Annotated in this window: 18 protein-coding genes and 1 pseudogene; 13 read left to right on the top strand and 6 right to left on the bottom strand. The window is 73.0% G+C overall.

Annotation, left to right across the window (positions count from 1 at the left end; genetic code table 11):
• Positions 1-49: 49 nt before the first annotated feature.
• Complete coding sequence (locus WBK50_RS22320) at positions 50-856, top strand: Fpg/Nei family DNA glycosylase (RefSeq protein WP_341337471.1); 807 nt, start codon at positions 50-52, stop codon at positions 854-856.
• Positions 857-873: 17 nt separating this feature from the next.
• Here WBK50_RS22320 and WBK50_RS22315 read toward each other — a convergent pair whose 3' ends face one another.
• Both WBK50_RS22315 and pgi read right to left on the bottom strand, forming a co-directional pair.
• Positions 874-1,533 (bottom strand): phosphatase PAP2 family protein, encoded by a 660-nt coding sequence (locus WBK50_RS22315; RefSeq protein WP_341337470.1) that lies wholly within the window; start codon positions 1,531-1,533, stop codon positions 874-876.
• 46 nt (positions 1,534-1,579) lie between these two features.
• Complete coding sequence (gene pgi, locus WBK50_RS22310; RefSeq protein ID WP_341337469.1) at positions 1,580-3,250, bottom strand: glucose-6-phosphate isomerase; 1,671 nt, start codon at positions 3,248-3,250, stop codon at positions 1,580-1,582.
• Positions 3,251-3,320: 70 nt separating this feature from the next.
• Between pgi and WBK50_RS22305 the strand changes: the two genes are divergently transcribed.
• The 8 genes from WBK50_RS22305 to WBK50_RS22270 all read left to right on the top strand — a co-directional run bounded on the left by WBK50_RS22305 (position 3,321) and on the right by WBK50_RS22270 (position 10,032).
• On the top strand, positions 3,321-3,668 hold the full coding sequence (locus WBK50_RS22305; RefSeq protein ID WP_341337468.1) for a hypothetical protein: 348 nt from the start codon (positions 3,321-3,323) through the stop codon (positions 3,666-3,668).
• Between the two features lie 268 nt (positions 3,669-3,936).
• Positions 3,937-4,737, top strand: coding sequence for a DoxX family membrane protein (locus WBK50_RS22300; RefSeq protein WP_341337467.1), 801 nt, complete (start codon positions 3,937-3,939; stop codon positions 4,735-4,737).
• A 352-nt stretch (positions 4,738-5,089) separates the two neighbouring features.
• Positions 5,090-5,938, top strand: coding sequence for a HipA family kinase (locus WBK50_RS22295; protein ID WP_341337466.1), 849 nt, complete (start codon positions 5,090-5,092; stop codon positions 5,936-5,938).
• On the top strand, positions 5,935-6,375 hold the full coding sequence (locus WBK50_RS22290) for a DUF3037 domain-containing protein (RefSeq protein WP_341337465.1): 441 nt from the start codon (positions 5,935-5,937) through the stop codon (positions 6,373-6,375). The genes WBK50_RS22295 and WBK50_RS22290 overlap by 4 nt, the downstream gene beginning before the upstream one ends.
• Before the next feature lie 70 nt (positions 6,376-6,445).
• A complete protein-coding gene (locus tag WBK50_RS22285) occupies positions 6,446-7,513 on the top strand; it encodes a phosphotransferase family protein (RefSeq protein WP_341337464.1) in 1,068 nt (355 codons plus the stop codon).
• A 328-nt stretch (positions 7,514-7,841) separates the two neighbouring features.
• A complete protein-coding gene (locus WBK50_RS22280; RefSeq protein ID WP_341337463.1) occupies positions 7,842-8,252 on the top strand; it encodes a DUF6069 family protein in 411 nt (136 codons plus the stop codon).
• A 227-nt stretch (positions 8,253-8,479) separates the two neighbouring features.
• Positions 8,480-9,412, top strand: a complete 933-nt coding sequence (locus WBK50_RS22275) for a TauD/TfdA dioxygenase family protein (protein WP_341337462.1) — start codon at positions 8,480-8,482, stop codon at positions 9,410-9,412.
• Positions 9,409-10,032: a LysE family translocator gene (locus WBK50_RS22270; RefSeq protein WP_341337461.1), complete on the top strand. Its 624-nt coding sequence runs from the start codon at positions 9,409-9,411 to the stop codon at positions 10,030-10,032. Before WBK50_RS22275 ends, WBK50_RS22270 begins: the two co-directional genes overlap by 4 nt.
• On the opposite strand, the gene WBK50_RS22265 is transcribed toward WBK50_RS22270, so the two are convergent.
• The 3 genes from WBK50_RS22265 to WBK50_RS22255 all read right to left on the bottom strand — a co-directional run bounded on the left by WBK50_RS22265 (position 10,022) and on the right by WBK50_RS22255 (position 12,857).
• Positions 10,022-10,942 (bottom strand): hypothetical protein, encoded by a 921-nt coding sequence (locus tag WBK50_RS22265; RefSeq protein ID WP_341337460.1) that lies wholly within the window; start codon positions 10,940-10,942, stop codon positions 10,022-10,024. The genes WBK50_RS22270 and WBK50_RS22265 overlap by 11 nt on opposite strands.
• A gap of 212 nt (positions 10,943-11,154) precedes the next feature.
• Complete coding sequence (locus tag WBK50_RS22260) at positions 11,155-11,541, bottom strand: PPOX class F420-dependent oxidoreductase (protein WP_341337459.1); 387 nt, start codon at positions 11,539-11,541, stop codon at positions 11,155-11,157.
• On the bottom strand, positions 11,538-12,857 hold the full coding sequence (locus WBK50_RS22255) for a cytochrome P450 (RefSeq protein WP_341337458.1): 1,320 nt from the start codon (positions 12,855-12,857) through the stop codon (positions 11,538-11,540). Before WBK50_RS22255 ends, WBK50_RS22260 begins: the two co-directional genes overlap by 4 nt.
• 106 nt (positions 12,858-12,963) lie before the next feature.
• Between WBK50_RS22255 and WBK50_RS22250 the strand changes: the two are divergent.
• A pseudogene (locus WBK50_RS22250) lies at positions 12,964-13,859 on the top strand (metallophosphoesterase family protein).
• Between the two features lie 45 nt (positions 13,860-13,904).
• Here WBK50_RS22250 and WBK50_RS22245 read toward each other — a convergent pair.
• Positions 13,905-14,159: a type B 50S ribosomal protein L31 gene (locus WBK50_RS22245; RefSeq protein ID WP_341337457.1), complete on the bottom strand. Its 255-nt coding sequence runs from the start codon at positions 14,157-14,159 to the stop codon at positions 13,905-13,907.
• A 71-nt stretch (positions 14,160-14,230) separates the two neighbouring features.
• Here WBK50_RS22245 and WBK50_RS22240 point away from each other — a divergent pair, with 71 nt between their 5' ends.
• From WBK50_RS22240 to WBK50_RS22230, 3 genes are all read left to right on the top strand, one after another.
• A complete protein-coding gene (locus WBK50_RS22240; protein ID WP_341337456.1) occupies positions 14,231-14,575 on the top strand; it encodes a hypothetical protein in 345 nt (114 codons plus the stop codon).
• Between the two features lie 122 nt (positions 14,576-14,697).
• Positions 14,698-16,746, top strand: a complete 2,049-nt coding sequence (locus WBK50_RS22235) for a glycosyltransferase family 39 protein (protein WP_341337455.1) — start codon at positions 14,698-14,700, stop codon at positions 16,744-16,746.
• Between the two features lie 91 nt (positions 16,747-16,837).
• Positions 16,838-17,020, top strand: coding sequence for a hypothetical protein (locus WBK50_RS22230; protein ID WP_341337454.1), 183 nt, complete (start codon positions 16,838-16,840; stop codon positions 17,018-17,020).
• Positions 17,021-17,025 lie beyond the last annotated feature (5 nt).

Below are 17,025 nucleotides of genomic sequence, written 5' to 3'. Positions count from 1 at the left end.
CACCGGTTCGGCGCGCGCGTGTTCCGCCGCGGAGGCAGACTCCGATCTCGTGCCCGAACTGCCCGAGGTGGAGAACGCCCGCCAGGTCCTCCTGGGAGCGCTGGACCGCGAGATCACGGCCATCGACGACAACGACGACTGGGTGTGCCGTCCGCACCCGCCCGGTGAGATCGCGAAGGCGCTGGTCGGCGGGAAGCTGACCGTCGCGCATCGCCGGGGCAAGACCATGTGGTGCGAAACGGAGAACCGGGACGGCACGGAGGGCCCGACGCTCGGGGTGCACCTCGGCATGGGCGGGCGCCTGATCGTCACCGACTCCGCGGGCGAACGGACCGGCGGCGGACCGGAACGCCCCGACCGCCAACCGCGCAAGGCCGAGTGGGATCGCTTCACCATGAACTTCGCCGACGGTGGACAGCTCCGGCTCTTCGACAAGCGCCGGCTCGGCCGCGTCCGCCTCGAACCGAACCTCGACGGGCTGGGCCCGGACGCGGAGGACATCTCGGCGGCGGACTTCCGTACCCGCATCGCCCGCAGCCGGACGGCGGTCAAGGCGCGGCTGCTGGACCAGAGCGTGCTCGCCGGCGTCGGGAACCTGTTGGCGGACGAGACGCTGTGGCAGGCGAAGCTGAGCCCGGCGGCGAAGGCGGACGAGCTGACCCGCACGGAGCTCGACCGGCTCCACCGCAGCCTCGAGAGGTCCCTGCGGTCCGCGATGGAGAAGGGTGGCGTGCACACGGGGACGATCATCGAGCATCGGCACGTCGACGGGCACTGCCCCCGCTGCGGCGCGCAGATGCGGCACGGCACGGTCGGCGGCCGGAGCACGTGGTGGTGCAGCAGGGAGCAGGTGTAGGAGGGTGCTGAACCCGCCTAGTGCACCGCGACCCTCCGGTGGCGGTACACGATCAGCGCCGTCGTGCAGACGGCCAGCCACGCGGCCCCCAGCGCCCAGCCCGCGAGCACGTCGCTGAACCAGTGCACGCCCAGGTAGATCCGGGTGAAACCGACCGCGGCGATCCAGGACCCGGCTACGACGACCGCCGCCAGCCGCAGCCCCGGGGTCAGCCTGGGCCAGGCCAGCACCACCAGCGCGCCGACGACGGCCATGGACATCGTCGCGTGCCCGGAGGGCAGGGACTCGTTGCCGGCGGACACGAGCTGGTCCGCGACGGGTGGGCGCGGCCGGTCCAGGATCCTCTTGATCAGCGTGAACACCGCGCTCGCCGAGGCCATGGTTCCGACGAGGAAGACGGCCTCCGCGCGCCGGTGCCGCACCCACAGCACCAGCCCGACGACGACCGCGAGCACCGCCATCGCCGCGGTACTGCCGAGCGTCGTGATCGCGACGGCCGGCCCCGTCAGCCTCGGGGAGCGCGCGGCGACGGCCTCGGCCAGCACCGGTCCGTCGTCCGCACCCGGCCCCGTCCCGGTGAACGCCGAGTAGATCAGCCAACCGGCGATCCCGGCGAGCACCACGACGACGGGGCCCGGGACGACGATGCTGGGCGACAGGCGGCGGGTGGACGGCACGATCACCAGTGTGGCCGCGCCGGCCCGCCCGCGCTCGCGAGGAACGTCAGGAACGCCCGCGGTACGCGCGGTACCGCTCGATCAGCGCCCTCGTCGAGGCGTCGAGCGAGGACATGTCCGGGTCGTCCCCGTAGAGCGCGGGGCCGAACTGCTTCGCCATCACCTTGCCGAGCTCGACGCCCCACTGGTCGAAGGAGTCGACGCCCCAGATCGTGCCCTCGACGAACGTCACGTGCTCGTAGAACGCGATCAGCTGGCCCAGGACCGACGGGGTGAGCTTCTCGGCCAGGATCGTCGACGTCGGCCGGTTGCCCGGCATCACCTTGTGCGGGACGACGTCCGCCGGGGTGCCCTCGGCCTCGATCTCCTCGGCCGTCTTGCCGAACGCGAGCGCCGCCGTCTGCGCGAAGAGGTTGGACATGAACAGGTCGTGCATGTCCGCGTCCCCCTCGCCCGGGAGCTCGTGGTTCGGCTGCCCGAAACCGATGAAGTCCGCCGGCACGAGCCGGGTCCCCTGGTGGAGGAGCTGGTAGAAGGCGTGCTGCCCGTTGGTGCCGGGCTCGCCCCAGAAGATCTCCCCGGTGGCCGTGGTGACCGGGGACCCGTCGCCGCGCACGGACTTCCCGTTGCTCTCCATCGTCAGCTGCTGCAGGTAGGCGGGCAGCCGGTGCAGGTGCTGGGAATAGGGGAGCACGGCGTGCGTCTCGGTGCCGAAGAAGTTCGTGTACCAGACGCCCAGCAGCCCGGCGATCACCGGCAGGTTCGCGTCCAGCGGGGCGGTGCGGAAGTGCTCGTCGATCGCGTGCATCCCGGCGAGGAACTCGGCGAAGTGCTCCTTGCCGATCGCGATCATCAGCGAGAGCCCGATCGCGGAGTCCACCGAGTAGCGCCCGCCGACCCAGTCCCAGAAGCCGAACATGTTGGCCTCGTCGATGCCGAACTCGCGGACCTTCTCCGCGTTCGTCGAGACCGCCACGAAGTGCTGGGCGACGGCCTTCTCGTCACCCAGCCCCTCGACGAGCCAGGTCCGCGCGTTGCGCGCGTTGGTCAGCGTCTCCTGCGTGGTGAAGGTCTTCGACGACACCACGAACAGCGTCGTCGCCGGGTCCAGGTCGAGGGTGGCCTCGGCGAGGTCCGTCGGGTCGATGTTGGAGACGAAGCGGCACCGGAGGTCCCGCCGGGAGTAGTCCAGCAGCGCCTCGTACGCCATCACCGGCCCGAGGTCCGAGCCGCCGATCCCGATGTTGACGACTGTGCGGATGCGCTCGCCGGTCGAGCCGGTCCACTCGCCCGAGCGGACCTTGTCCGTGAACTCGCCCATCGCGTCGAGCGTGGCGTGCACGTCCGCGACGACGTCCTGCCCGTCGACGGTCAGCGACGCGTCCCGCGGCAGCCGCAGCGCGGTGTGCAGGACGGCCCGGTCCTCGCTGGTGTTGATGTGCTCCCCGGAGAACATCGCCCGGATCCGGTCCGGCAGCCCGGCGCGCTCGGCCAACGCGGTGAGCAGCGGCAGCGTCCCGCGGGTGACGCGGTGCTTGGACCAGTCCAGGACGAGGTCCGCTCCGGTCGTCGTCATGACCTGCGCGCGACCGGGGTCCTCCGCGAACAGCTCGCGCAGGTGCAACGGCTCGACGGCCGCATGGTGCTCGGTCAGCGCGGTCCACTCCGGAGTGGCGGTGATGTCGAGATGCTCTGCAGCAGCTGCTTCTGAGGACACGGGCGACATCATGCCCCTCCCGACAGGCGGTTGCGCAGGTGTGGGTTGCGCAGGTGTGGGTTGCGCAGGTGTGGACAGCACCACCACGGAGCGTGGTGCCGATGCGGTGCGGCGGCCGGAGACGGTGTGCTGGAGCGGTACCCGAGACGTCGCGCGCGACGAGCCCACCGACGTCACCTGTCCGTGGTACTGGTTCGGCGGCGGGGTGAAGCTGCGGGCCGTCGGAACGCTCTACAAGATCGCGTTCGTCCGGCCCGACGGGATGCCCTCGTCGGATCCGTCGCTGGTCGACGGGGCGCTGGGCCCGGGCGTCACGATCGCCACCGGCGCGGCCCACGTGGATGCGCTCCGTGGTCTCGCGGACATCGGCACCGGGCGGAAGGCGACGAAGCAGTGGCGGGAGATCCGGCCCGCCTGAGGGGCTGCCACCTGCGGATAGGGGTTCTCCGGCCGTCGGCGAGGGACCGGCGGTCATGATCGACGCCCAGCGGAGGGTCAGCAGGGGCGAACGGTCCGTAACCGTTTGCTCGATCGTGCGTTACTCACACGAGTGGCGCGGATGTGCTGCTCGTCGCGCCTCACCGGCGCATCACCGCAAAGCCGCCGTTCGGACCTGCGAGGGCTCGGATTCGGGCTAGCGTCGTGGCCCAACGGAGTTAGTCGATCACCGTCAGGAGAGCTCGCCGATGTTCAGAACGCTGCCCGCTCCCGCCCGCGACGTCCTGCTGCTCGCGGCCCGCCTGCTCGTCTCGTTCGTGATGCTCGCCCACGTCTGGGACACGTTCATCGGCACGGGGTTCACCAAGACCATCGGGGCCTTCAGCAACTTCGGGATCCCGATCGCGATCGTGGCCACCGCGTTCACGCTGGTCGCGGAGCTGGTCGGCTCGCTCCTGCTGGCCTCGGGCATCTTCGTGACCTGGGCGAGCGGCGCGATCTCCTTCGTCATGGCCGGCGCGATCTACTTCGTCCATGCCCCGCACGGCATCTTCGTGAAGAACGGCGGCTGGGAGCTCGTCGGCATGATCATCGCGGTCTGCCTCGGGATCGCCGCCACCGGGCCGGGTCGCTACAGCCTGGACCACCTGATCTTCGACCGGAAGGTCACCGAGCCGCCGGCGCCGGCGCCGATCGTCGTCACCCAGGACACTCCCGTGGCGCCGGCCCAGCGCTGGGCGAACGGCACCGGGGCGAGCGGCGCCCTGCGCGCCTCGGAGCGCCGCACCGCCGCCGTCCGGATCGCCGAGCACAACGTCGAGACCGCAGGGTTCGGGGCGGTCGCGTCCCGCACCGCGGAGGTCGACGAGTTCGGCTTCGCCTCGGAGCCCGCCCCGGCCCGGACCGGTCCCGTGCAGGTGCAGACGCCCGGCAGCGGCGCGCCCGCCGTCGGCATGGCGTCGCTGCGCTCCCGCCAGCTGCCCGGACGGCGCCCCGCCCCCGAGGGTGACGAGAACACGCACTCGCTGTTCACCACGCGCGGCGACTGACACCGCGCGCCGCCGCGGCGAGGGTCGTGTCACGACACGCTCGCGCCCGTGCAGCTCCGTCCCGCACGATTCTCCCGGCCGGCCCCGGCCGGCGGGCTCCGTCACCACGCGACCGTGGCGAGGGTCCGCCACCGGGTCGTCGCCGTGCCGTCCCTGTGAGTCGACCCACGGAACCCGCCGGGTGGCGGCGTGCCGTGTCGGGCGCCGGTGGCGTCGATGGCTCGTTCATCGTTCGACCATCGATCCGGGATCGCGGTCCCGCCCGGTGATCGGCCGGCGCGGCACGGGATCATGGCCGGCGGGCCCGTACGGGCCCGCCGGCTCCGGCTCCCGGAGCGGAGGGAGGGATCGCGTGCTGCGCCACGTCACCGCGACCCGCTACGTCACGCCGTTGCGTGAGGGCGGGTCGCTGCCCGGGCTGATGGAGGCCGACGACCTCGGCACCTACGTCGTGAAGTTCCACGGCGCCGGGCAGGGTCGCAAGGTCCTCGTCGCGGAGATCGTCAGCGGCGAGCTGGCCCGCACGCTCGGGCTGCCGGTGCCGGAGCTCGTCACCGTCGAGCTCGATCCGGCGCTCGGCCGCACCGAGCCGGACCACGAGGTCCAGGACCTGCTGCGGAACTCGCGCGGGCTCAACCTCGGGTTGGACTACCTGCCCGGCGCGCTGGACTTCGATCCCCTCGCCTTCGATCCCGGGCCCGAGTTCGCCGGTCGCGTCCTCTGGTTCGACGCGCTGGTCGGCAACGTCGACCGCTCCTGGCGGAACGCGAACATGCTGCTCTGGCACCGCGCCGCCCACCTCGTCGACCACGGCGCGACGCTGACGTTCCACCACGGCTGGAAGGCCGCGCTCGCCGACCCCGCCGCCGTCGCGGCGCGGCCCTACGACGCGCGGGACCACGTGCTGCTCGGGTCGGACCCGGACCTCGACGCGGCGGACTCCGCCCTCGCCCCGCTGGTCACCCCCGCGGCCGTGCGCGCCGCGGCCGCCGCCGTCCCGGATCTGTGGCTGACCGACGAGCCGGGCTTCGACGACCCGGACGAGGTCCGCGAGGCCTACGTGGACATCCTCACCGCCCGGGTCGCGGCGCGGGACCTGTGGCTGCCCGGCGTGCGGGAGACGGCCGCGGCGGGCCGGGCGCGGCCGGCGACGCGGGCGCCGAACCCGCCGGCCTGGCTCGCCGGGCGGCTCCCGCGATGACGACCTCGGCGAGCACCCTGCACACCTATGAGTACGCGCTGCTGCAGGCCGTGCCCCGGCCCGAGCGCGGCGAGTCCGTGAACGTCGGCGTGCTGCTCTACTGCCGCGGGCTGGACTACCTCGGCGGGCGCACCCACGTCGACGTCGCCCGCGTCCGGGCCCTCGACCCGCACGCGGACACCGAGGCGATCGCCGCGCTCCTGGACGTCGCCGCCGCGGTCTGCGCCGTGCCCGAGCCCCCGCGCTCGGACCGCCGGACGGACGGCGCGCTCGCCGCGTCGGGACCGGGCGCGGGGGAGGACATCGGACGCCGGTTCCGCCGGCTCACCGCGCCGCGCAGCACCGTCGTCCGCCCGGGCCCGGTGCACGCCGGGCTCACCGCCGACCCCGCCGCGGAGATCGACCGCCTGCTCAAGGCCCTGGTCCTGCCCCTCTGAGCGCCGGGCCGGCCGGCGCGGTGAGGCACAGCACGCCCATGGCGGCCTCCTGAACGGTTGTAATGTCCCCATGAGCGGATCGACGGAGATCACGACGGACCCGGTGCCCGCGGCGGCCCTCACCAGCTGGCTCGCCGCCGAGGTCCCCGAGGTGAGGGTGGGGGACGGGCCGGTCGAGGTGCGGCGCCTCTCGGGCGGGCACTCCAACCTGACCTTCCGGATCGTCGACGGCGCGGGCAAATCCTGGGCCCTGCGCCGCCCGCCGCTCGGCGGGGTGCTCGCCACCGCCCACGACATGGGCCGGGAGTGGCGCTTCATCGCCGCCCTGGACCCGACGCCCGTCCCGGTCCCGCAGGCCGTCGCCTTCTGCTCGGACCACGACGTGATCGGCGCGGACTTCTACGTCATGGGCTTCGTCGACGGCGTCGTCCCCGGCGACCCGCAGGCGGGCGCGGCCATGCCGGTCGAGAGCCGGCACGCGGCGGGCCTGGCCTGCGCGGACGTGCTCGCCGAGCTGCACAGGGTCGACCCGGAGCAGGTCGGGCTCGGGGACCTCAGACGCTCCGGCAGCTACCTCGAACGCCAGCTGCGCCGCTGGCACCGGCAGGTGCACGCGTCGGCCGTGGAGGACCTGTCCGTGATCGACGCCGTGCACGAGAAGCTCGTCGCCCGGATGCCGGACGACCCCGAGCTGCGGATCGCGCACGGCGACTACCGGCCCGGCAACCTCTCCTTCCGCCCGGACGGTGCCATCGGCGCGATCTTCGACTGGGAGCTGGCCACGCTCGGTGACCCGCTCGCGGACCTGGGCTGGCTGATCGCGTCCTGGGAACGCCCGGGGGACACCGACGTCGCGATCACGTCCGGTCCGACCGTGCTGGACGGGTGGCCGGAGGCCGACGAGGTGGTGGCCCGCTACGCGGAGCGCTCCGGGCGGGGCGAGCGGATCGCGTCGGACCTGGACTACTTCCTCGCGTTCGCCCGCTGGCGCTCCGCCTGCATCGGTGCGGGTGTCTACACCCGCTACGCCGCCGGGCACATGGGAACCGAAGGCATCGAGGAGGGCGCGCTCGCCGAGGCGCGGCTGAAGTCCGTGCACGACCAGGCCGCGGCCGCGCTCAACGCGCTGGGCGGCTGAGCCTGCATGCTCGTTCCGAGCGCCACCTGCCTGTCGTCCCGACCGCGGCGGGTGAGGATCGCAGCGATCACGAACCGGTGGTGGCCCGCTCCGGGTTCACCCCGCCGGGCGGTCCCGGGCGCGTCCTGCCACGATCCCGGCGGCAGGTGCGGGACGCTCGAACACCACGGCGCAGGACGGAACCGCTCCGCCGCGCCCGCACGCGATCCAGGACGGGGACACACACCATGGCCGGCGGCTGGCAGGAACAGGACGACTGGGGCGACCAGACCCGGGAAGCGGCCGGGCCCAGCCGGAGGCCTACCGACCCGAGCCGCCGCGCGGGCCGGTGGTCAACGCCGGCCGGCTCTGGTCGGGCGGAGTCGCGACGGCGGTCGTCGCGGCGCTGATCGGGCTCGTCGGGCTGCTGATCGTGCGGGTCCTGCTGCAGATCCCGTACCTCGCGCCGATCAACTCCGGGCCGGTCGGGGACTCGCGGACGATCCTGCTGTGCAGCCTCGCCGCGATCGCCGCGCTGGCCGCGACGGGCCTGGCCCACGTCCTGCTGCTGAGCACGCCCAGCCCGATGGCCTACTTCGGGTGGATCGGGGGCCTGCTGACCACGGTCGCCGCGGTGCTCCCGCTACTGAACGAGGACACCTGGACGGTGCGGATCGCGACGGCGGTCATCCACCTGGTCATCGGCCTGGCGATCATCAGCCTGGTCACCGGGGCGGCGGTCTCCTCCAGCTCGCGCTGAGCCCTCGATCGGCGCCTTGCGGAGACCGGGGGTCGTCGGACACGATCGCGGGGTGTTCGTGGACCTCCGGCTCGTGGCGCGTCTGCACGTGGACCTGTGCCGGACCCGGTCGGCGGTCTGTCGGTAGCCCGACAGGCCGAGACCGAACGACCGCATCCCCGCGCAGCGCGGCGCCCACCTCCCCGCGCCGGTGCTGCCGCGGGCACACGTCCACGAGGAGCACCCGCATGTCCCCGCTCTCCGCTGTGCCTTCTTCCACCGGGCCTTCTTCCACCGGTCCGCTCAACCTCGAACTGCTCGGCCCACGCTTCGGCGCCCTGGTCCACGACCTCGACCTCGCCACCGCGGACGACGCCCAGGTCGCCGCCGTCCGCGCCGCGCTGACGGAGCACAAGGTGCTGTTCTTCCGAAGCCAGACACTGGACCCGGACCAGCAGATCCGCCTCGGCAACCGGATGGGCGACCTGACGGCGTCGCATCCCGTCGTCCCCGGCATCGACGAGGCGCACACCGAGATCTACGCCCTGGACAGCGCGGACGACGGCTACGCGGACGTCTGGCACACCGATGTCACCTTCGTGAAGCGGCCGCCGCTCGGCTCGATCCTGCGCGCCGTCACGCTGCCGCCGAACGGCGGCGACACCAGCTGGGCGGACCTCGAGCTGGCGTACGCGTCGCTCTCGCCGGCCGTGCAGCGGCTCGCGGACGAGCTCACCGCGGTGCACGACGGTTCCCGGGACTTCGGCTACTACCTCGCGCAGCGCCGGCAGGGGCGCGGCAGCGACTGGGAGGGCGAGACCTTCACCGCGCTCGAGGAGGTGCAGCACCCCGTCGTGCGCGTGCACCCCGAGACCGGCCGGCGGTCGCTCTTCGTGAACCCGGGCTTCACCACCCGGATCGCGGGCGTCTCAGACGCCGAGAGCCGCCACCTGCTCGACCTCTTCTTCGCCCACCTCACCAAGCCCGAGCACCTCGTCCGGCACCGCTGGGCCGAGGGCGACGTCGCGATGTGGGACAACCGCGCCACCGCCCACTACGCGAACCGGGACTACGGCGACGCCCGCCGGGTCATGCACCGGGTGACGCTGCGCGGGGACGCCCCGGTGGGCGTGCCGAGATCTGTCACCGCGCCGGACCGCCGGGTAGCGTCCGCAGGGTGACCTGGGGGACCTACAGCACGTACCTGATCATCGCCGTCCTGCTGGTGGTGGCGCCCGGGCCGGACACGCTCGTCCTGCTCCGCAACGGCCTCGCCGGCGGACGGCGGGGCGGCGTGCTCGCCGGCGCCGGGATCCTCGTCGGCAACCTGGTGCAGGGCTCCGCCGCGGCACTCGGGCTCGGCATGCTGATCGCCCGCTCGCAGGTCCTGTTCGAGATCCTGCGCTGGGCGGGCGTCGCGTACCTGGCCGTCCTCGCCGTGCAGGCGCTCCGGGGCGCGATCCGCGGGGACTACTCCGCGGTGGAGGACGTCGCGCGCCGCCGCGGGGCCGGCTTCCGCCGGTTCCGCGAGGGCTTCCTGTCCAACGTGACCAACCCGAAGGTGCTGGTCATGTACCTGTCGGTGCTCCCGCAGTTCCTCACGCCGGGCGTCACCACGACCCTCGACGCCCTCATCCTCGCCTACACGGTCGGGATCCTGGGCGCGGTGTGGCTGGGCCTGCTGCTGCTCGTCGTGCACCGGGTCCGGGACTGGCTCAGCCGCCGGAGGGTCCGGCGCACCGTCGACGCGGTGACGGGTACGGCGCTCCTCGGTTTCGGCGTGGCGCTGGCTAGCGAATAGTCCACGCGCCGTTGCGCTGCTCCCACCGCTTGTGCGCCAGCAGGTTCCGCAGCTGTGCGAGCGCGTAGTCGATACCCGAGGACTGCAGGACGGCGGGCTGCCCGGGCCGCTCGTCGACCCCGACGACGATCCCGGTGCGGTCACCGCTGGCGACGATCACCTGTAGCTCCCGGGCGAGCGTCATGCTGTAGGTGTCGGCGTAGCCCCAGAACGTGACCACCGACGTGACGAGGTCCGCGACGGGCTTCGTCCGCGTCGTCACGGCGACGATGTGGCCGTAGTGGAACTCGTCGGTGTTCTCGTCCTTGCGGCGGCCCGACGCGAGATCGAGCCGCGAGACCACGACACCCAGATGCCGCTCGGTCGGGCAGACCACCAGGACGTCGTAGTGGCTGAAGCGCCAGATCCGGTCGATGCCCTCCCTGGCCTTGGCGCCCTTGGCCGGACCGAACACGACGATCGGGCCGGCACCCTGGTCCGCGAACGGCCGCGGCCCGCCCGGCGGCCGGACGTCTGCGCTGTGGAGGACGAGATGCGAGTCGTGGAGGCCGAACACCTCCATCGCCCGGTTCGCCGCGCGTTCGAGGTCCTCGCGGAACGTGTCGTCGATCTGCCCGTCCGTCGGCTTGGGCTCGGCCTTGTGGAAGGCGCGCCAGTAGACGGCGCGGGCCTGCAGTCCCAGCAGTAGGAACATCAGCGCGGCGGTGGCCGGGATGACGGCGGCGAGCACGTTCCCGGACAGCGCCAGAGCAGCCCCCGCGAACAGGGCCAGGAACAGCGCCAGCCACAGCATCAACCGGGCTCGCGACCGGTCGGCCGGATCAGGCCTCCGGCGAAAGTACTTGTTCACCGCCGTCTTGCGAGCCGGATCGTCGAGCGGGCCCAGCGAGTTGCCCCCGAGCCCGCTCACCGCTCACCACGGCCGGGCGTGACGATCTTCTTCGAACGCATGTGGAGAACCCCCGTTCCCGGTCGCCGCCCCCCGGCGCCGGATACAGGTGAGCTCGCTCGCCGATCGGACGACGTTGCGTTCCGTCATCCGGCCCGTCCGAAGACCACCTGGCCGGCGCAATGGGAGGTCACGCGGACGGCGGTGCCGGTTCGGCTGGCCACCTGCCTGCGTCAGCCCGGGGTGATGGCCAGCCCCGCGGCCCCGTCCTTGCCACGGCGCAGCCGGGCCACGCCCGTGGCCAGCCGCCCCGCGATCCCGTACTTGCGGTTGATCGCGGCCAGGACGGAACGGGTCCCGGCCGGGTCCAGGATGCGGGCGGTGGCGGGCACCGCGGGGCCGGTGGGGTTCCCGCGGCGGTCGCACTCGCCGATCTCGACGGTGCCACTGCGCCTGATCCGCTTCACCTTGCCGGCGTCCGGCGCGCTCCAGACGCCGATCTCGCCGCCGTCGAGCGGCGCGGCCCAGACCGCCGTCGGGACCGGGGTGCCGTCCTTGCGGAAGGTGGTGAGCAACAGGAACCGGGCGGCGGCGAGATCATCGGCACGAGCGGACCTCACGCCGGGACGCTCGCCTTGTTCAGCGCCACGGGCAGCGACGCGTACCCCCGCAGCACACGCGTGGGACGACGGGTGGGCGCCCCGGCCGCGCCGAGGTCCGGGAAGCGGTCGAACAGGGCCCGCAGCGCGACCTCGCCCTCCATCTTCGCCAGCCCCGCCCCGAGGCAGTAGTGCAGCCCGCTGGAGAACGAGACGTGCTCCCCGGCGTTGTGCCGGGTGACGTCGAAGCGGTTCGGGTCGGTGAAGACCGCCGGGTCCCGGTTCGCACCACCGAGCAGCGTGACGATCAGCGAGCCCCGCTTCACCGGACGCCCGCAGACCTCGGTGTCCGCCCGCGCGACCCGGCCGGTCCGCTGCACCGGGGACTCCAGGCGCAGCATCTCGTCGACCGCCGTCGGCCAGCGCTCGGGCTCGGCCTTCAGGATCGCGAGCTGGTCCGGGTGGTCGATCAGCAGCGCCGAACCGCTGCCGATGAGGTTCACCGTCGTCTCGAACCCGGCCGCGAGCAGCAGCATCGCGATGCTCGACAGCTCGTCCTCGGAGAGCCGCCCGTCCTCGTCGTGCGCGGTGACGAGGGCGGAGAGGATGTCGTCGCCGGGGGAGCGGCGCAGGGTCTCGAAGTGGCCGAGCATCCAGGCGTGCAGGGCGTCGATGTCGCGCTCCGAACGCCGGAAGTCCCGGAAGCTCAGCCCGGCGTCGAGGGAGAGCGCCGCGCCCTCGCCCCACTCCAGGAACTGCTCGCGCATCTCCATCGGGGCACCGAGCACCTCGGCGATGACGGTCGCGGGCAGCAGCGCCGCGTAGTCCGCGATCAGGTCCGCCTGCTCGCGGCCGGCCAGCTCGTCGAGCAGCTCGGTGGCGATCTCCTCGGTCCGGTCTCGCAGCGCCGCGACCTTCTTGGCGCTGAACGCCCTGGTCACGAGCTTGCGGTAACGCGTGTGGTCCGGCGGGTCCGTCGCCAGCATCGACGGCGGCTGGGCCGGCCCGAGCGCCCAGCTCCCGCCCATCCGCTGCAGCACCCTGACCGCGCTCGGCAGGTTCTCCGGCATCCGCATCTCGACGCAGAAGTCCTGGCTGCGCAGGATCGTCGTGCACGCCTCGTGGTTCGCCGTGGTGAGCGTGAGCCCGGACTTGACGATCGCGCCCTGGGCGCGGAGCTCGTCGTAGTGCGGGAACGGGTTCGCGATGAGCACCGGATCCGCCATGAGCCGGGCGCCGAGGTCCCCCGCGGCGACCTCCTTGCGCAGCACCCGGCGGATCAGCGCGTGCCGCAGCACCCACCGGATCCCTCGTCGTGCACCCCGTGAACCCGCCATGCCAGTCTCCTGAACGTCGTCGTCCCGCAAACGCTACCGCGAGTAAGTTAGCTCTGCCCAGGGCTCGGATTCAGAACATTCTCAGCTCGTCCGGTAGGACTGGTACGTGCCCGCCCGCCTCCTCGCCGTCAGCGACCTGCACGTCCGGTACCCCGAGAACCGCTCGCTCGCGGAGGATCTGCACCCCACGGACCCGGGGGACTGGCTGATCGTGGCGGGGGATGTCGCGGAGCGGGTGGACGACACGGTCGGCACGCTCGCGGTGCTGGCGCAGCGGTTCGCCCAGGTCATCTGGGTTCCGGGCAACCACGAGCTCTGGACGCGCACGAAGGATCCGGTCGATCTGCGGGGAGAGCGCCGCTACCGGCATCTGGTCGAGCGCTGCCGGGAAGCTGGGTGCTGACCCCGGAGGACCCGTTCCCGATCTGGCGCGGCGCCGGCGGACCGGTCACCGTCGCGCCGCTGTTCCTGCTCTACGACTACTCGTTCCTGCCCGAGGGCACCACGACCGTGGCCGAGGGACTGGAGGCGGCCTACAAGGCCGGGGTCGTCTGCACCGACGAGCACCTGCTGCACCCGGACCCGTACTCGTCCCGGGAGGCCTGGTGCGCGGCCCGCGTCGAGTACAGCGAGAAGCGGCTGGCGGAGATCGATCCCGAGCTGCCGACGGTGCTGGTCAACCACTGGCCGATGACGAGGCTGGCGACCCGGGTGCTCCGCTACCCGGAGTTCGCCCTCTGGTGCGGGACGACGGCGACGGCGGACTGGCACGTCCGGTACCGGGCGTCGACGGTGGTCTACGGACACCTGCACATCCCGCGCGTCCTCCACGAGGACGGCGTCCGGTTCGTCGAGGCATCCCTCGGCTATCCGCGGGAGTGGAAGCCGCGCGAGGAGCGGTACGGCATGCCCGTCACCGACCTCCTGCCCCGGCAGATCCTCCCGGTCCCGGAGGGTCCGGAGCCCTACGCGGCGCCTGCGAGCGAGGCCGCCGCGCGCTGACCGGCACGCGACGACCGGGCCCGCCGGCGTGGGCCCCGGGCGGCGTCACCGCCCGCCGCGGCGCCCGTAGCGGCGGTTGAACTTCTCCACCTGGCCGGCGGCGTCCAGCACGCGGGTCGCGCCCGTCCAGAACGGGTGCGAGTCCGCCGTGATGTCCACGCGGACCAGGGGATACGTCTGCCCGTCGGGCCACTCGATCGTCTCCCGGGAGGTGGCGGTCGAACGGGTCAGGAACGCCTCACCGGTGCTCCTGTCCTGGTAGACGACGGGTCCGTAGCCGGGGTGGATGTTCGGCTGCATCAGGGTTCCTCCTCGACGAGCTGGCTGCTAGTTTCGGCAATGATAACCATTACCGACTAAGGGGGATTCCCGTGACGGTCCCGCTCCACACCACCGGCTTCGTCGCCGTCCGCAGCACGGCGTCCCGCACCCCGCTCGACGCGCTGCTGGCGGCCGAACTCGCTGCCGCGGTCCGCGCGACGCGGCACGGGATCCTCGTTGCCAGCGAAAGGCCGCCGGACCCCGAGGGCACGTTCGTGCAGGTCCAGCCCTGCGACGAGCGGCAGCGCCCGGTCCGTGCGGCCGTGCGGGTCGGCCCGTTGGAGACCGCCGACGACGTCGACGAGCTGTGCGTCTGGCTCCGCGCGGGTCTGCTGGACCCGGCCACGCTGCCGCTCCACCTGCTTGGGGTGACCGAGGCGATCCGCCGGAGCTGACACGCACAGGATCGCCCGCACAGGATTGGCCGCACAGGAGTCGCACAGCAGGGCCACAAGGACGGGCCAGGGCCGGAACGGACAGTACGGAGGAACCCCCGACCACCCCCTGGGAGACCTTCGTGAGCACCGTGACCCCGCCCCGGGTGCCGTCCGCGCCGCGCCACGCGCAGGCGAGCGCCCCACCCGGCCGACACTCCGGCCCGCCGGAGAGGCCCGGCCGGGCCGGGACACCGCTCCGCGGCCCGTCCGACCGGCCCCGCTGGGCACGCCCGGCACTGCCCGTCCTGCTGGCCGGCACTGCGGCCCTCTACCTGTGGAACCTCTCGGCCTCCGGCTACGCCAACGACTTCTACGCCGCCGCCGTCCAGGCCGGCACGCAGTCCTGGAAAGCCTGGCTGTTCGGGTCGCTGGACTCCGGGAACGCGATCACGGTCGACAAACCGCCGGCGGCGCTGTGGGTGATGACGCTGTCCGCGCGGATCTTCGGCTTCTCCTCGTGGAGCCTGCTGGTGCCGCAGGCGCTGATGGGCGTCGCCTCCGTCGGGTTGCTGGACGCGACCGTCCGCCGCTCGGCCGGACCCGGTGCGGGCCTGCTCGCGGGCGCCGCGCTGGCGCTCACCCCCGCCGCGGTCCTGATGTTCCGTTTCGACAACCCGGACGCGCTGCTGGTCCTGCTGATGGTGGCCGGCGCGTACTTCGTCTCCCGGGCCGTGGACGCCACGACCACCACTTCGTCGACGCGGTGGCTGCTGCTCGCCGGCATGGCGATCGGGTTCGCCTTCCTCACCAAGATGGGCCAGGCGCTGCTGGTCGTCCCGGCGTTCGCCCTGGTCTACCTGATCGCGGGCACCCCGCGGCTGCGGACCCGGATCCTGCAACTGCTCGGCGCGGTCGTCACGATGGTCGTGTCGGCCGGCTGGTTCATCGCGCTCGTCGAGATCTGGCCCGCGGCGAGCCGGCCGTACATCGGCGGCTCCACCACGAACTCGCTGCTCGAGCTCGCCCTCGGCTACAACGGCCTGGGCCGGCTGCTCGGGGGCAACGGCGGTGGCGGCGGCGACAACACCTCCTTCGGCGGCGCCACCGGCATCACCCGGATGTTCACCGGCGAGATCGGCCATGAGATCTCGTGGCTGCTCCCGGCCGCGCTCATCGCGCTGGTCGCGGGCCTGTGGCTGACCCGACGCCCCCCGCGCACCGACAAGGTCCGCGCCGGCCTCGTCCTCTGGGGCGGCTGGATGCTGGTCTCCGCCCTGGTGTTCAGCTACATGAGCGGCACGATGCACCCCTACTACACCGTCGCGCTGGCCTCGGGGATCGCCGGGACCCTGGCGATCGGCGGCCGCGAACTGTGGCGGCACCGCGATCGGGTCCTGGCGCGGGCGACCCTCGCGCTGATGGTCGCCGCCACCGCGGTCTGGTCCTTCGTGCTCCTCGCGGGCAGCTCCGAGTCCTACGCCTGGGTCCGCTGGATGGTCGCCGGGCTGGCCGTGCTCGGGGTGGTCGGCCTGCTGGCCGGCACCCGCAGGCTCAGCAGGATCCTGCTGGTCGGAACGGTCGCCGCGATGCTGACCGGCCTGGTCGGGACCAGCGCGTACGCGGTCGCCACGGCGTCGGTCGCCCACACGGGCAGCATCCCGTCGGTCGGCGCGACGTCCACCGCGACGTCCACCGGGATGGGCGGCACGGGCGGTCCCGGCGGCACGGGTGACGGTGGCGAGCGCCCCGACGGTGGCACCGCGCCGGCACTTCCCGGCTCCACGACCGGGACCGCGGATTCGGCCGGGACCGACCGGACCGCCGGTTTCCCGGGAGGCGGAGGCGGCATGGGCGGCGAGGCCGGCGCGGAGCTGACCGCCCTGCTCAGCGCCACCGACTCCACCTGGTCCGCGGCCGTCGGCACCTCCCAGTCCGCCGCCGGCCTCGAGCTGGCCTCCGGCACCGCCGTCATGTCCCTCGGAGGCTGGAGCGGCTCGGACTCCGCCGTGACCCTCGAGCAGTTCCAGCAGTACGTCGCGAACGGCCAGATCCACTACTACGTCGGTGGCGGCCAGGGCGGCCCCGGCGGCAGCGCGGACGGCACGAGCAGCCGGATCGCCGCCTGGGTCGAGGCGAACTTCACCGCCACGACCGTCGGCAGCCAGACCGTCTACGACCTGACGGCCTGACCCCGCCGCACCCGAGGCCCGCGGCCCGGAACCAGGGACGCGGCCTCGGTCGTGGAGAGCCTTCTCATCGCCATGTCGCACGGTCGCCCGAATGACCTTCGCGCCCGCGTTGCCCATGCTGGATCGCTACAGGAGCGAGACGACGGAGGGGCCGACGGACCAGGGGCCGGATCTGAAGGGGCTCGACGACGCCTTCCCCTTCCACCCGACGGCCGTCGGCTCGCGGCGGATGGCGGCGGCGGTAGCGCGGCTGGTCGTCGAACCAGAAGGATGATTCTC

The organism is Pseudonocardia sp. T1-2H (assembly GCF_038039215.1).
Lineage (GTDB): Bacteria > Actinomycetota > Actinomycetes > Mycobacteriales > Pseudonocardiaceae > Pseudonocardia.
This window is presented reverse-complemented; position numbering and strand designations above follow the sequence as displayed.

Excerpts from the sequence above, each read along its gene's own strand:
- WBK50_RS22300 (WP_341337467.1), top strand. The coding sequence starts at position 3,937 with ATGTTCAGAACGCTGCCCGCTCCCGCCCGCGACGTCCTGCTGCTCGCG.
- WBK50_RS22285 (WP_341337464.1), top strand. The coding sequence starts at position 6,446 with ATGAGCGGATCGACGGAGATCACGACGGACCCGGTGCCCGCGGCGGCC.
- WBK50_RS22230 (WP_341337454.1), top strand. The coding sequence starts at position 16,838 with ATGACCTTCGCGCCCGCGTTGCCCATGCTGGATCGCTACAGGAGCGAG.
- WBK50_RS22275 (WP_341337462.1), top strand. The coding sequence starts at position 8,480 with ATGTCCCCGCTCTCCGCTGTGCCTTCTTCCACCGGGCCTTCTTCCACC.
- WBK50_RS22290 (WP_341337465.1), top strand. The coding sequence starts at position 5,935 with ATGACGACCTCGGCGAGCACCCTGCACACCTATGAGTACGCGCTGCTG.
- WBK50_RS22255 (WP_341337458.1), bottom strand. The coding sequence starts at position 12,857 with ATGGCGGGTTCACGGGGTGCACGACGAGGGATCCGGTGGGTGCTGCGG.
- WBK50_RS22245 (WP_341337457.1), bottom strand. The coding sequence starts at position 14,159 with ATGCAGCCGAACATCCACCCCGGCTACGGACCCGTCGTCTACCAGGAC.